The 14917-nt window shown below is 48.5% G+C and carries 14 protein-coding genes; 6 read left to right on the top strand and 8 right to left on the bottom strand.

The annotated features are described in order from the left end of the window. Window positions 1–17: 17 nt before the first annotated feature. Complete coding sequence (locus tag LRL21_RS24815; RefSeq protein WP_240418463.1) at window positions 18–791, bottom strand: hypothetical protein; 774 nt, start codon at window positions 789–791, stop codon at window positions 18–20. A 276-nt stretch (window positions 792–1067) separates the two neighbouring features. On the opposite strand from LRL21_RS24815, the gene LRL21_RS24810 reads away from it, so the two are divergent. Next, window positions 1068–1994 carry a M15 family metallopeptidase gene (locus LRL21_RS24810; protein ID WP_240418462.1) on the top strand — a complete coding sequence of 309 codons (927 nt, stop codon included), beginning with the start codon at window positions 1068–1070 and terminating at the stop codon, window positions 1992–1994. 20 nt (window positions 1995–2014) lie between these two features. Further along, window positions 2015–2422 carry a DUF6855 family protein gene (locus tag LRL21_RS24805; protein ID WP_240418461.1) on the top strand — a complete coding sequence of 136 codons (408 nt, stop codon included), beginning with the start codon at window positions 2015–2017 and terminating at the stop codon, window positions 2420–2422. A 55-nt stretch (window positions 2423–2477) separates the two neighbouring features. Here LRL21_RS24805 and LRL21_RS24800 read toward each other — a convergent pair whose 3' ends face one another. After that, window positions 2478–4028 (bottom strand): FAD-dependent oxidoreductase, encoded by a 1551-nt coding sequence (locus LRL21_RS24800; protein WP_240418460.1) that lies wholly within the window; start codon window positions 4026–4028, stop codon window positions 2478–2480. Between the two features lie 182 nt (window positions 4029–4210). Here LRL21_RS24800 and LRL21_RS24795 point away from each other — a divergent pair, with 182 nt between their 5' ends. Then, on the top strand, window positions 4211–5215 hold the full coding sequence (locus LRL21_RS24795; RefSeq protein WP_240418459.1) for a hypothetical protein: 1005 nt from the start codon (window positions 4211–4213) through the stop codon (window positions 5213–5215). Between the two features lie 185 nt (window positions 5216–5400). Here the strand turns inward: LRL21_RS24795 and LRL21_RS24790 are convergent, their stop codons facing one another. Then, entirely contained in the window at window positions 5401–6390 is a 990-nt protein-coding gene (locus LRL21_RS24790) for a Gfo/Idh/MocA family protein (protein WP_240418458.1), read from the bottom strand. Then, a complete protein-coding gene (locus LRL21_RS24785) occupies window positions 6387–7394 on the bottom strand; it encodes a Gfo/Idh/MocA family protein (protein WP_240418457.1) in 1008 nt (335 codons plus the stop codon). The genes LRL21_RS24790 and LRL21_RS24785 overlap by 4 nt, the downstream gene beginning before the upstream one ends. 134 nt (window positions 7395–7528) lie before the next feature. Between LRL21_RS24785 and LRL21_RS24780 the strand changes: the two genes are divergently transcribed. Continuing rightward, the gene (locus tag LRL21_RS24780; protein WP_240418456.1) at window positions 7529–8431 is read left to right on the top strand and encodes a helix-turn-helix transcriptional regulator; all 903 of its coding nucleotides are present in this window, start codon (window positions 7529–7531) and stop codon (window positions 8429–8431) included. A 29-nt stretch (window positions 8432–8460) separates the two neighbouring features. On the opposite strand, the gene LRL21_RS24775 is transcribed toward LRL21_RS24780, so the two are convergent. Continuing rightward, the gene (locus tag LRL21_RS24775; protein WP_240418455.1) at window positions 8461–9675 is read right to left on the bottom strand and encodes an MFS transporter; all 1215 of its coding nucleotides are present in this window, start codon (window positions 9673–9675) and stop codon (window positions 8461–8463) included. A gap of 441 nt (window positions 9676–10116) precedes the next feature. On the opposite strand from LRL21_RS24775, the gene LRL21_RS24770 reads away from it, so the two are divergent. Then, window positions 10117–10983: a phytanoyl-CoA dioxygenase family protein gene (locus LRL21_RS24770; RefSeq protein WP_240418454.1), complete on the top strand. Its 867-nt coding sequence runs from the start codon at window positions 10117–10119 to the stop codon at window positions 10981–10983. A gap of 213 nt (window positions 10984–11196) precedes the next feature. After that, window positions 11197–12054 (top strand): helix-turn-helix domain-containing protein, encoded by an 858-nt coding sequence (locus LRL21_RS24765; RefSeq protein WP_240418453.1) that lies wholly within the window; start codon window positions 11197–11199, stop codon window positions 12052–12054. A 64-nt stretch (window positions 12055–12118) separates the two neighbouring features. Here the strand turns inward: LRL21_RS24765 and LRL21_RS24760 are convergent, their stop codons facing one another. From LRL21_RS24760 to LRL21_RS24750, 3 genes are read right to left on the bottom strand one after another with little or no spacing between them, the layout of a single operon-like run. Beyond that, window positions 12119–12838 (bottom strand): metallophosphoesterase, encoded by a 720-nt coding sequence (locus tag LRL21_RS24760; protein ID WP_338044672.1) that lies wholly within the window; start codon window positions 12836–12838, stop codon window positions 12119–12121. A gap of 55 nt (window positions 12839–12893) precedes the next feature. Beyond that, the gene (locus tag LRL21_RS24755) at window positions 12894–13880 is read right to left on the bottom strand and encodes a FecCD family ABC transporter permease (protein WP_240418452.1); all 987 of its coding nucleotides are present in this window, start codon (window positions 13878–13880) and stop codon (window positions 12894–12896) included. Then, window positions 13881–14900, bottom strand: a complete 1020-nt coding sequence (locus LRL21_RS24750) for a FecCD family ABC transporter permease (RefSeq protein WP_240418451.1) — start codon at window positions 14898–14900, stop codon at window positions 13881–13883. It lies immediately after the preceding gene. Window positions 14901–14917 lie beyond the last annotated feature (17 nt).

Raw genomic sequence — 14917 nt, 5'->3', positions numbered from 1 at the left:
TTTGTAATAACACTTCATCAGCTCGTATACATGCTCATCAACAATGCATACACAATTGTGGCGATTATGGCTGCTGCTGCGATACTGATCAAGCCTACCCCAATACGTTTCCCCATCTTTTCCCTACTGCGCTTTACAACAAATTCCACTTCAGACGGCAGCTTACCCCGATCCATCGACTTACCGATATCCGGCAGCTCGTGAATATACTTTCGAGTGAGGTACATGCCATATCCGATCTGAATTCCCCAAAAGCAAAATAATAAGGCAATTACAAAAGAAACCACCACAGATACATAAATAAAAAGCGGAATCCCCCCCACAGGTACCAAAGCTTTCGACATGGCTATGGGCTTCTCTCCTGCGCCAAGCACGGCCAGATCGTCCGCAGAACCGCTTAATGGCTTCGTGCCATCACACAGCATTGTGGTTTGTTTACCACTGCCATCGCTGCTCGCATATACCAAATACTCCCGGTTCATTTCAAAGCTGTAGCCGCAGCTGGAACCGCTCATAGGCGTGTTCACGTTCAATTCTGCTTGCACCTCTCCTTTCCAAACGTTAGACACGGCAAATGTCACGGTCAAAGGATCAGCCGAGGAGCTGAAGAAACCCTTTTGCGGCTCAGTGAGCTTTACAACCTTGCCAGCAAATATGGCTGTCTTCCTCTCCAGCTCCTCCTGAACGGATGGCTTCTTGGCACAGGAGCACGCCTGAGAAGGCTGCGGCACCGCAATAAATGTCGCAAATACAAATAAAAGCGTATACAAACCTACAAGTCCTCTTTTCACTGTTCTTTTCCTCCTATGAGCTTTAGCAGAGAGCTGGTTTCGTTAGCATCATTCCGATTTCAATACGAATTTTGCTTCAGAAGCTGACATTTATATCATATAGACGAAGCCTGATTACATTTTGTTCCAGTAAAAACAATAACCTGTGTCAGATTAGTTACATATTTAGACTATTACCATCAGTTGAGATACAATAGACTGAAACCTTTTTGCTCAATTTGGAGTTTAAATCATGAAGGATCCATTTTTACATAATGAATCAGCAAGGAGAGAACCATGATAAACAAACCGATGCTCACTGTTGCATGCCTGACAATAGCTCTATCTGTATTCAGCGGATGCGGCGGAGAACCTAAAACTCCGACCGTTCAATCCCCACCAGCCGCTTCATCAACGAATAGTGGCACATCAGCAGCTGCAACCGATATGAAGTCTGCTGCTAATAACGCCAACCAACCCAATACGCAGTCTGGCACTCCAGCAAACAATCAGACCGCTGCTCCCAATGTGAGCCAAACCGGTTCTCAATCCGGCAGCTCAGGTGCTGCCCCAGGCACCGTGGGGAAAGCTGCGGATTCATCTCTGTCCAAACCAGGCGCCATTCAGGTCGTGACCAGCCCGGAAAGCATCACAGTGCTCGTTAATAAACAGCAGGCTCTCCCTGAAAGCTATGAGCCGAAGGATTTGGTCTATCCGAATGTACCTTTTACATTCACTGAAAAAATCGATAAACGCAAGATGCGCAAGGAAGCCGCCGCGGCTCTGGAAACCTTGTTTGAAGGCGCCAAAAAGGACGGGATCAGCTTGGCCGGAGTTTCCGCTTACAGATCCTACGCTACACAAAAAACGTTATATAACAACTATGTAAAACAAGATGGTGAGGAGAAGGCAAAGACCTACAGCGCCTTACCCGGACACAGCGAGCATGAGACCGGACTTGCGATTGATGTGTCAGGCAGCAACGGCAAATGCGCCGCACAAAATTGCTTTGCTGTCACCAAAGAAGCGAAATGGCTGGACAGCCATGCGGCTGAATATGGATTCATCATTCGTTATCCCGATGGCAAGGAATCCATCACGGGCTATCAATATGAACCTTGGCATTTGCGTTACGTAGGGACACAGCTGTCCAAGGAGCTGGCGCAAAAAAACTTAACGTTAGAGGAATATTTTAACGCCGTTCCCGTGCAGTCGCGCAAATAGAAAACCAAAGGAGCTATGATATGTCGACAGTACAAGGGACCAAAGAAAATCCTTGGCAATTAAAAACTCCTCCATTGACATCTGATTACGAAATGTACAAGGACGAAAAGGATGGAAAGGCCATTTTAGTTTGTACAGTAGGCAAGACGGTTTTACACTATGACTATCGTTGTGTAGAAGACTTATATGCCATGCTCAAACAGCATGGTGACTGGATGGAGCTTGGCAGTGCCGATGAGCAGAAGCCTGCAAAAGAAGGCACAGTTGAAGCCTGGGGACGTTCACCTGAAAATCCGGTCGGTGGTTGGTACGGGTTGAAAAAGGGGCTTCGTGGTCGTTTCGGCATGTACCTGCCTCCTCTAATGGAACAGCTGGGACTTGCAGAGGTTGAACACAATCCAAGGAACAATCGCATCAGAGCCATATAGTATCATCACAAATCAAAGGGAGAGCCTACTCAGCGTGGGCTCTCCCTTTTACTACTTATCCATCATAATCGATTGTTTGCAGTGATTGTAAGGCTGGACCTTCAATGACCTCACCCTTAAAATTAAAGCGTGAGCCGTGACATGGGCAATCCCAGGATCTATCCCCATTGTTCCATTTGACCTCGCAGCCCATATGGGTACAGGTCGTATCGACAAGATGCAGCTTCCCTTCCGTATCTCTATACGCCCCCGCACGCTTTCCGTTTATTTGGACTACAGAGCCTTCATCCAAACCTAACGAATCGGCCTTCCTCGAAACAGCTTCCAGCTTGCCACCGATCAGTTGCTTGGCCACATCAAAATTTTCAACGACCAAATTTTTAATACCAGGATCTGGTTTAAACCGTGAAGGGGTAAACAGCTCGGTATAAGGATTCTCTTGTCCCATGAGCTGATCTTTCAGCAGCAGCGCAGCTGCTATCCCTGTGGTCATGCCCCATTTTTTATATCCGGTAGCCACCCAAACATTGGGATGACTTGCCGTTATCTGACCAATATAAGGAACCTTGTCCAACGTCAGCAAATCCTGCGCAGACCAGCGGTACGGAATGTCTTGTATACCGAAGGTTTGCTCCCCGAACCGTTCAAGATTCTGATAATACTCGTAGGTCGGCTCCCCTTGTCCCGTTTTATGCGTCTCCCCACCGATCAGTACCATCTGCTCACCCTTAATCGTTACCGATCTCAACGAGCGCTTAGGCTCGTCCACACTCAGATACATCCCGCCTGGATAGGCAGTGATCGGCTTCACGGCAATAATATAGGAGCGTTCCGCGTGGAGTCGGGTAAAATACAGACCAAGTCCGTCATAGAACGGAAAGTGGGAGCTTGCAATCACATGACGGCAAGTAATCTGCTTTCCATCCATCGTCCAGATTTTCTGGCGATCTCCTTGTTCCACTTTTCCATCGATCCTTGTATGCTCGTATACCTCGCCCCCAGCTTTAACAAAACGGGCTAGCAATCCATTCATAAATTTCACAGGGTGGAATTGCGCCTGCCCAGGAAGCCTGAGTGCCGCACGTACCTCAATAGGTAACGGAATATTTTGGACCAACTCTCCGGGTATCCCCAGCTTTTCGTAGGCTTTATACTCCAGCTCCAGTTTATTGGCTGATTCGGCGGTCTGGGCGTATAAATAAGCGTCCTCCTCGGACCACTCACAATCGATGTGCAGATCGGCTGCCGTACGCTGAATAAACTTCATCGCCTCGTTGTTAGCTTTATAATAAAGCAGCGCCTGATCCACGCCAAAATTTTTAATTAATTCATCGTAGATAAGGTCATGCTGCACGGTTATTTTGGCTGTTGTATTGCCTGTAGTTCCGTGGATAATCTGATTAGCTTCAAATAACGCGACCCGATGCCCTTTTTCGGACAACAGATAGGCAAGCGTAATACCCGTGATCCCGGCGCCAACAATGGCATAATCGACATCGATATTCTCGCTAAGCGGCGGGAATGAGCTTGGAGGAGCGGATAGGGTCCAATACGATTGTGCGGATTCCGGTATTTTGCCTCCGGTGGATGGCTGATCAGCATTCATTTCACTTCACTCCTTCGTTCTGCGGTTTAGGTTCTCTTTGTTCATGATTACCACGATTGACCTGACCTAAACCAGCATGGAAAAGAGCTAAGATATTTTCATGCAAATCCAACTATTTTGACATGCTCCTGACACACTGCCATCGTACACTAAACATAAATTAAATCTGTGGAGATGATCTTGTGCATTTTGCTCATGTATTTTTTCTTTCAGCTATGCTGCTCATCAGTGCTTGCACCAACACGAATGAAACAATTTTGCCCGCAACGACGACAACGGCTCCGCCACTATCAGTGCCAACTGCATCCGAGCAGGCAAGCTTCACAAAGGGTTTGGCCACCACCATTAACCCCGGGTTGCTTGCTTGCAAAGGAGGGCGTGTCAGTGCCGTTGGAGAGATCAAGTCAGAGGACGGCAAAACCTGGACAGTCCCTACTGCTGTGAACAGTAAGCTTCCTGATGCTTCTGACTTGTTTAATCCATGTACACATGTTTTGCATCCAAATCTCGCAGCCGTTGACTTAAACAAAGCTCCTGTTATTGAAATCGATCCAGACGGTACGATTATCACCGGTTACATTTTTGCAGATAACTATTTCGAGCTATATATCAATGGCAAGCCTGCGGTCAAGGACGCTGTTCCTTTCACACCATTCAACTCTCATGTCGTCCGTTTCAAAGCTGCATACCCGATGACCTATGCGTTCAAGGCTGTCGATTGGGAAGAAAATCTTGGACTCGGTACCGAGGATAATAAAGGCAACAAATATCATCCCGGAGATGCCGGTATTGTTGCAACCTTCAGCGATGGTACCGTGACCGATAACCGCTGGAAGGCACAAAACTACTATATCGCCCCCCTTATGAACAAGTCGGATTTGGTAATCGAGGAGAAGAATGGAAGAATCGTCAGATCCACTCCCACTGGTTCTAAGGCTCCCTCATGTGCGGCAAATTGCTATGCTGCCCACTTTGCTATTCCTGACAATTGGTACGCTGTTGATTTCAATGACTCTTCATGGCCACAGGCTGTAACCTATTCAACCGCAACGGTAGGAGTCGACAATAAGCGGGAATATACAAATTTCAGTAATGAATTCAAAAAAGGCTCCTTCGTGTGGACGAATAATCTTGTTCTCGATAATGAAATTCTTTTACGCTATACTGTCGAGAAGGCTTCCAAATAAGCAGCAGGCCGACCTTTCCTTAATAAGTACAAAAAAAGCTTTGCCATCGTACTTCAGTGGCAAAGCTTCTTTTCGTTGTCGCTGGATTTGATGTATGAAGACGAGCTGAAGGGTGTCGAATGTATATTTCGATTCCACCATTCAGCGTCGTGTAATCGAGAAAAAGCTGGATCAGCTTTCCTCTGCTATGATATCGCCACGGACTCTCCCTGCTTCACGGATCGGTAACCAGCCAAGGCAACTTCGGTCGAACGCAGGCCGTCCAATCCCGTAATCGGTACCGACTCGCCTGCAAGCAGCGCATGGACGAATGCTCTCACCATGTAAAAGTCCATCGGATCGCCATAGTACGTACTTACGCCTTTCCCCAAGGAATCGCTGTAAAGCATGTTGCTCTGGGCAAAGGCATCGATAGATAGATGACCTTTCGATCCGACGATTTCCAGCGTCACATCGCCCCATGTTGGAAACGACTTAGGTCTAGACCAGCTTGTGTCCAGCACACCGATCGTACCATTCGCAAACTTGACATGAATCATCCCCGCATCGTCAACCTCCAGCCCCTCATGAAACAGAGTATTGCAATATGCGTAAACATCTGTCACTTTGGACCCTGTGAACCAGTTCATAAGATCCATCACATGGACGGTATGGTCCAGCAGCGCGCCCCCGCCCGATAAGCTGGGATCTGTGAACCAGCCACCGGGTGCGGTTCCGCGATTCGTCCCTTTAATCGCCAGAATCTCGCCGATTTCACCCTGATCTACAGCCCTCTTCGCCTTCGCTACGGCCGCCAGATAGCGGCACGGGAACGCCGTCATCAGTTGAACGCCGTTCGTTTCACAAACTTCGATCATACGCTCCATCTCCGCAACGGATAGCCCAAGCGGTTTTTCACACAAAACGTGCTTGCCCGCTTCAGCGGCAGCAATAACCTGCGCAGCATGGTTCACATTTTCCGAGCAGATGACCACAGCATCAGCATCCGTCTTCAGCAATTCCCGATAATCGGCAAAATATCGTAGTCCATGCTTGCTTACTACAGCTTCCACTCTGCTGCTCTTTTCATCGGCAATGCCGACGATCTCAACCTCGGGCAGCTCCAGAAGAGATTTCAGATAGGAATGGGCATGTCCGTGAGCAAAGCTGATCATACCTACTTTTAAACGTTTCATGTCAGCGATACCTCCCGTTTGTCCTGACCTATTGTGACAACCTTCCCGGTTTGTACAGACTCGACAACAGCTAGAGCGATTTCCAGCGCTTTATAAGCATCCTCAGTAGTAACGATCGATTCCCGGTTGTCGCGAACGCATTCGATAAAATGACGCAGCTCCTTCTCATACGGAGTTTCATATCCGGGGCTTTCCGGCACCTCCACAAAAGGTCCCTTGCTTAACGAAGCAGCCGGTTTACGTACTTGCAGCGATTTGGAGGTCGATCTGTCACTTCGAATGACACCGCCGCTTCCGGCAAACTCCACTGCTGTCGTGAACGCTCCCGGATATCCCCAATACGCTTCCAGATTAGCGACAGCCTCGCTTTCGAATACAAGCGTTGCTGTTGCATAGTCCACTTGATCATTATGCTTGTGCTGTGCGTACACTGAGCGGACTTCACCAGCAACCCAGCGCATGTAATCGATATCGTGCACCATCAAATCCAACACCACACCACCGCTCTTGTCATCCTCCCGATACCAAGGACGAATGTCACCGGGATGTACACCAATCCGCTTCGCATGTGCAACGCCAAGCCGACCAATCGAGCCATCGTCAATCTGCTGCTTCATCTGAACATATTCCGGAAAAAAGCGGACCACATGTCCGACGAACAGCCTGACGTTATGACGTCTGCAGGCCTCAATCATTGCTGCAGCATCCTCCAGATGGAGTGCAATCGGTTTTTCGCAAATCACATGCTTACCAGCTTTAGCCACCTCTATTACAGCCGATTTATGCAAATAGCTCGGAAGCGTAATACTCACGATTTCACAATCGCTGTGTGCCAACATATCGGCAAGAGACACATAAGCTTTGGCATCCACCTTGGCAGCCAATTGCTGTGCACGCTCCTCCAACAAGTCGCAAACACCTGTAACCGTGACTCCGGAAATGTTCGCATAGCATTCAGCATGAATGTTCCCCATGCCTCCACAGCCAACTACAGCGACTTTCATATGTATCCCTCTTCTCTGATTGTTGTATAATAGTTCTACATTCAAGATACAACCAGATGAAGGTGACTTGTATGACCGCTTTTGCTGAATTACTATCCTAATTTGTCGGCTGGTAGCCATACAGGAGAGAAGCAATGAACATTTATAAAGAACCGATTCATTATCAGAATCCTCTTCTACATATCAAAGTCTGGGAGTTTACTTCGAGCGGCAGCATTGCCGTCAACCCTCCTGTTAACTTAACCTGGCACCATCATCCAGAAGTCGAATTTATTTATGTACGTTCAGGTATTCATGGTATGCATACGCTTACGAATCGATATATCCTGAATCCCGGCGATCTTATGGTCATTGGCTCCTCCCAGCTGCACTGGGGCAACAAGCTTAGTGATGAGGATCTCATATATATCGTGCTTCATGTGGATTTACAGCCTTATTTTGATCCTACGATGATGATGTATTATCCGCATTTCTCAGAAGTCCACCAACCTCTTGAAGCACTAAACGTGATGTTTCGTGAAAACGATCACCTTAGAAAAGAAATAGCTGGCTACATTCTCCGCATTCATGAAGAGATGATGGGACGCGACAAAGGCTATGAGATCGCAACCAGCATTTATATCCGCCACATATTGCTGACGATGCTGCGGGGAGACCACAGAAATCTGCTGAAAGGTAATATTGAGGACGGCACTCTCATATTACGACCCATACTTGAGTATGTGGACCAGCATTTATGCGAAAAAATCGATATGGAGGAAGTGAGCAAGCTGGCGAATATGAGCTACTCTTATTTTTCCAAGTTTTTTAAAAAGACGATGAGCCTAACATTTACGGAGTATATTAACCGAAAACGGATTTCCCGTGCTGAACAGCTGCTGCTCACCAGCCCTATGACGATTACGGAAATTGCTGAATCAATTGGAATCGAGAACATGGCTCACTTCTATGAGATGTTCAAGCGATTTAATGGCTGTACGCCAAAGCAATTTTTACTCAAAATGAGCATGGATACTTCCAATATAATCCATAAATAAGAGTAACTGGGTTATTCATCAGTTACTCTTTATCCCGTCGATGACGTTTTGGGCTTAATCGCAAGGAGCACACATAACCCGCCAATCCCTGCGATAGCGGTGAACGTATAGAATAACAAGGGCTCATTGGCCAGGAGCAGAGAAGTGACCGGCGGGCCAGCCGCAACGCCAATAAATCGCATGCTGCTGTAAAGTGAAGTAATCGTGCCGCGCTGCTTTTTATCGATGCCTTCCGTAATTAATGCATCCAGACAAGGCAAGGCTGCTCCAATACCCAGCCCGGCGGCAAAGAGTAGGGAAAGCAGCAGCAGCAATCCCTTGGCAGGCACCCATCCACATACCAGCATAGCTGCAGTCACAATAATGAGCCCTGTGAAGGTAAACCATTTCATCCGCTGCTTGTTCTCCCCTACCAGCTTGCCCGTTACATAGGAAAATAAGCAGACGGCTGACAGTGGAATCGCCAGCAGTAGCCCCTTCCGTATCCCTTCAATGTGATATTGCTCTTCCAGTATCGTAGACAGATAAAATAAAAATCCGAACAAAATATACATACCGATCCCGCCAATGCCAAATATGGCATATAGCCAACGTCCCTTTTGCTGCAGAATTTGTTTGATTGAAGTAATAAAGGCTTTTAGCGTCACCTTTTCCCCCTGCTTATTGCCGGGGACCTTGATCAGAAAAGCTACGGCCAGAATCGAGATCAGACAGAAGAAGGGAATAATAAGAAAAGGCAAAAACCACACCAGCAGCGCCAGCGCAGAACCCAGTATGGGACTGAGCACCTTCCCGAATGTATTCGAGGTCTCAACGATGCCCAATCCGCTTGTAACCTCCTCCTCGCTTTGGAACATGTCTCCTACGAGCGGTATCACGATAGGAAAAGCTCCAGCGGCTCCAATCCCCTGCACGAATCTACCCGCCAGTATGACCCAATAGGCAGCCATACCATCCATCAACCAGGCTCCTGATCCGGATACGCCTCCTCCAATCGCAGCGAGAATCAGACTCGGTATAATAATTTTTTTTCGTCCGAAGCGATCAGACAAATAACCGGCTATCGGGATGCATATAATGGCAATTGCCGCATACACGGTAATAATCAGACTCGATTGGACGGAGGAAATCCCCAGCTTTTTCTCCATGATCGGCAGCAACGGGATCAGCATGGAATTGGCCAATGTCATAATAATCGGAATCGATGCGACAGCCGCGAGTTCGAGTTTCTTCGTATGATTCAAGTAAAATTCCGCCTTTTCGAGTGATCTCAGGGTTCCGATAGGACCAATCGGCTTTGCTTAGCATCAATCAAACCGCCCGGAAATATACATATCTCATACCGCTAGCACTCTTTTCACACCAAATAACCTTTTGCCTTCCACTAAGGAAATGAACAAAAGGTTAGCGGATGTTTATGATTTAGATGGCTAATGATTGGGATCGTTAATCTCTTATCGCGCTCATCTTCTTAAAATGCTTTTGGACAATCTCGTAAGCCAGCTTCGGCCGGCGGTATTCGTCCACAATGCCCTTGCTGTTCTTCGTCTGCGCGCGCCAGATTGCCCAGGAGAGCTTATTTCATTTGTCCGTTTCAGTATAAAGATTATCAGTTTCAATGCATTCAATGCGGACATGCTCAGGTGCTAAGATACAACTATCAAATCAAACAAGAGGTGATCAACATGGAAACCGTACCAGCGCTTTATAATTATGGAACAGAAGAAGAAGTCGCACTTGCTGAACGTATCAATGCCACGATGTATCGTTATGACAATCCAGCAACCAATCATATCGATTCGTTGGCAAATGTAACCGAGGCTGATATCGCCGACTTTTGGAAGCAGGGTTATATGGTTGTTGATAACGTATTCAATCATGAAGAAGTCAACTCATCGCTTGATGCAATCATGGACATTATTATGGAGCGTGTGAAGGGACCCCAGCTGCAGTTCGTCAAGCCGCGCGATCAGCTGAAAAATGACTTTGAGAAAGAACTGGCGATTCGCAAAATCGAACGTTTTGTCGAGCATGATCCGCGATTGCATCATCTTGCCTATCATGAGGGCATGATGCAATTGCTGAGCAGCCTGTTCTCCGACACCCCGAAGCTTGTGCAGCAGCAGGGAATATTGAAGCCTCCGCATGGCGGCGCCGAAAAGCCTTGGCATCAGGATATGGCGTACGGCAATCTGACCTACGAAAAACCGGTCATTGGCGTATGGATTGCGCTTGATCCTGCAGGAGCGGACAACGGCTGTATGCACGTGATTCCGCGCTCTCATATGGAGGGTCCAGTTCCCCATTATGCGGTCCGTGATTGGCAGGTGTGCGACACCAGCGTAAAGGTCGAGCAGGATGTGATCGTTCCGCTTGCGCCAGGCGGTGTTCTAATCTTTCACGGTATGACGCTTCACGGTACACCACCGAATTTCTCGGAGAAACGCAGACGCTCCCTGCAATTTCATTATGCACCTGAAACGGCTGTCAAGATGTCACCGAAGGAATATAAACGCTGGTTTACGAATGAAATGACCAAAGCCGAGTGCTGAAATAACTGCACAGCACAAAGCCTCCTAAATCACGGGTAGACGTGGTTTGGGAGGCTTTGTTTCGGTCAAGCTCTAGACTCGCGGTACGCATCCGCTGAGATGTCGCCATTGACTCGCAGACTTTGTTTCATAAGCAGTCATTTCGCCGTACATTTTGCTATAATAGTTGGAGAATGATCTACAACGAACCTTGGACGGGATGGCGGAGATTCCATGGATATTAACAAGCTTCAAGAGCAAATTATGTTTACTGCGTCCGGTAATAGTGGAAAAGCACGCTGTGAGGAGGGCTGGAACTGGAATCCGCCGCCTTTGCATGACTACGATTTGTGGTATGCACTCTCAGGCAGAGGCGAAATGCGTATTCAAGGGCAGTCTTATCCGATCCGTAAAGGCAGCTGCTTTCTCGTTCGTCCTGGCGACACTCCCCAGGCGACACAGCTGTCCGAGGATCGGCTTCAGGTGATTTTTATTCATTTTCAATATGCACACCCTGATGAAGAAGATGCAAGCCGTGCATACATACCTGAGCGGCATACGGTTATCACGGAAACGTATGCTTTTGAAACGATGCTGAATCGGATTATGGAGCTGGAGGAGCGAAAATTCGTTTGGAAAGAACTGGAGTTTGATCTGATTATGAAGCAGCTGTGGTTTCAGCTGCTCCGCTGTCAGGCGAATGTTCCGGAAACCCGACTGAGGGAGGATAAGCACGGACAGCTGGTTTCCCGTGTCGTTGCGCTTATCAAGGATGTACCGGGATACCGGATCAGTCATCAGGAGCTGGCTGACCAAGTCAGCATGTCCCCTGAATATTTGAATAAGCTGTTCAAGCGCAATATGGGGATGTCCTTGAAGCATTATATGACCGAGGCACGGCTGGAACGGGCGCTCCACTTATTGCAGGAGACCTCAATGAATGTATCCCAGGTCGCAGAGGCGCTCGGCTATGGCAATATTTATTTGTTCAGCCGGCAGTTTAAGGAGCAGTACGGCCGCCCCCCCTCCGACTTCAAGTTCAAAGGCGTTGCCTCCAGGCCGCACGGGGGAAAGGAACAGGGGAACTCATAGACAACCAATTCATGCAAGCTACAGAACCGTAGTATACAAGCACGCCAAGAACAGCGCTAATCTTCTATGCCTGAACCTTGAATGTACGGTACGTATCGGTATCTGTGATTTCCAGGCCATTCAACTGCATGCCAAACGCACAGCCACCGTCTATACCAATCTTGTCGCCACCAAACCAAATGTCCGGCGTTCCTTGAATATCGACGGTTTTCGTATGTCCGAATACAACGATTTTATTGACCACCGTTTTGTTTTTGAAAAAAGGGTCCTTGATATACATAAATTCTCGGGTCGGCTGATTCTTCCAATCCACATATTTCGGATCCAGTCCCGCATGAACGAAAATATGAGCAGCCGCTTCGTAATAATAGGGCAAGCTCTCCAGAAAAGCTACATGTGCCGCATGCTCAGTGCGAACCAGCTGCTTGAACGTCTCCAGCTCTTCATGAATCATCGCATAATCGATTGTATCGATATCCAGGTAGCTCATCATCGTTTGCTTACCGCCATGGTCAACAAATTTGGAGCTGACCAGCTGATCTTCAGTCCGGACGATATCGATGAACCGCTGATCATGGTTTCCCCGCAGCGCAATCACGCCATCATCCTGAACCATCTTCCTAATCTGCTCGACAACCTCTTTGCTGTGCGGACCGCGATCGACATAATCCCCAAGCAAAATTAATTGGTCCACCTTGGGCTCGTAGCTCATCAGATCCAAAAGCTGATTAAATGGCTCGTAGCAGCCATGAATATCGCTGATCACCAGTGTTCGTTGCATCATGGATTCGCTCCTCTCATCCGACCGTCAATGTAGCCCCTGCAGGCAGCACCTTTCGCTAAACCCTCTTCTTTCTGCGCAGCAGCAAATACAGGAAATACGGGGCTCCAATCAAAGATATCATAATCCCGACGGGGATTTCTACCGGGGGCATGACAATGCGCCCGACCGTATCGGCGGCGCTCACCAATACAGCACCAAGCAAAGCGGAAACCGGCAGGACATATCGGAAATTCGAGCCGACCAGCAGACGGGCCAGATGCGGGATAATCAACCCGATAAAGCCTATGGCACCAGCGACGGCAACTACACTCGCCGCCAAAGCAACAGCGACGGCAATCAGGAACAGCCGCGCCGTTTCGATACGCATACCGAGTCCTCGAACGGTCTCTTCACTCAGCAGCAGCGTATTCAAATACCGGCTGCTCAGCAATGCCAACAGGAGGCCAATCACTGTCCACGGCCATATCATATCCACATGCTCCCAGGAACGGGCATACAGGCTTCCTTTTAGCCAAATCAGCGCCTGAGCCGCAGACGGAGCAAATTTAACAACCAGCAGCGTAATCAATGCATGCAAACCGCCGCTAACTGCCACTCCACAGAGAATGAGTCGTTCCGGACGAATCCCATTTTTGTAAGCCAAACCGTATACCAGGATACTGGCGCACACCGCCCCGGTAAAAGCAAACAATGGCAGTGCAGCAACCGAATAATTTGGCACAGCCAGTATCATCAGCACAGTAACGAGACCTCCACCCGCTGTAATTCCCATCAAATCCGGTGCGGCCAACGGATTCCGTGCCACTCCTTGCAGGATCGACCCGGATAGTGACATATTGATGCCGATCAGCATCGCAATGAGCAAACGGGGCATCCGATAATCGTAAACCACACCGGAATGCGAGATCAGCTCCTCCATTACCTGCTCAAAAGGTATTTCTACAGCACCAAGACGTAAAGATAATACGGCAAAGACCAGAAGAAGCACGCAGCCAGCGATGCTGGTAATGATAAATCTGCGCAGAGGATTCAGCTTCAGCATTTAACCCTCCTCCCTTTTGCGGCGCATCAAATACAGAAAAAACGGGGTTCCGAGCAGCGCTGTTATAATACCTACAGGTGTATCGGTAGGGTACAAAATCCACTGTCCGGCTGTGTCGGCCACCAGCAGAAGGCAGGCACCTGTTAGCGCCGAGATCGGGATCAGCATCCGATAATCCGTTCCTACCCATGCCCTAACGATATGAGGGATCATCAAGCCGACGAAGCCAATTGGCCCGCACAAGGCAACCGCACCACCCACAAGCACAATAACCAGAATAAAAGCCGCGCGGCGCACCCAGACGATGTGCTGTCCAAGCCCCCGTGCCGCATCCTCACCAAGCACGAATATGTTGAATTGATTAGCCAAAAATAGACTGACAATCATAGCTGGAATGATGCTGATCAAGCTTAGCTGCACATCCATCCAGTTCGTTCCTGACAGCTTGCCTGCCATCCAATACAAAATTTCTGACAAACGGTCATCGTGTAAAATAATAAGTCCTGTGGTTAACGCACCCATGAACAATGAGACTGATACCCCAGCCAGCAGCAGCCTTATGGCCGTGTAGCCGGAAACCTGGGACAAGCCATAAACGATGCTGCCTCCAACCGCTGCACCCAGGAAGGCGGCTATCAGAATGGTAGCCGTTACATCCTTCAATCCAAACCAGGCCAGAGATGCCACGACAAATAACACAGCCCCCTGATTAATCCCCATAATTTCAGGATCTGACAAGGGATTCCGTGTGATCCCCTGCAGCAGGCATCCGGCTACGGCCAGTCCGCCCCCCACAATTACAGCCAGCACGGCACGCGGCAGTCGTACGTACCAAACCTTATACACGAGCAGATTGGATGAATCCAGGCTCATCAATTCCGAGAGATTATGCCACCCCAATCCTTTGACACCTGATGTGAGGGCAGCAATGCCAACAACCAGCATCAGGGTCATTAATCCGATACACAGAAAAGAGGCAGACATAGTCCGCCCCTTCCTGCTCGATTGCAGCCGATTCACAGTGAACTACCCCCTGA

Origin of the sequence: Paenibacillus periandrae, assembly GCF_022458865.1 — a bacterium.
In the GTDB taxonomy this organism is placed as follows: Bacteria; Bacillota; Bacilli; order Paenibacillales; family NBRC-103111; genus Paenibacillus_S; species Paenibacillus_S periandrae.
Note: the sequence above shows the minus strand (reverse complement) of the source record. Positions and strands in the feature narration are given on the sequence as shown.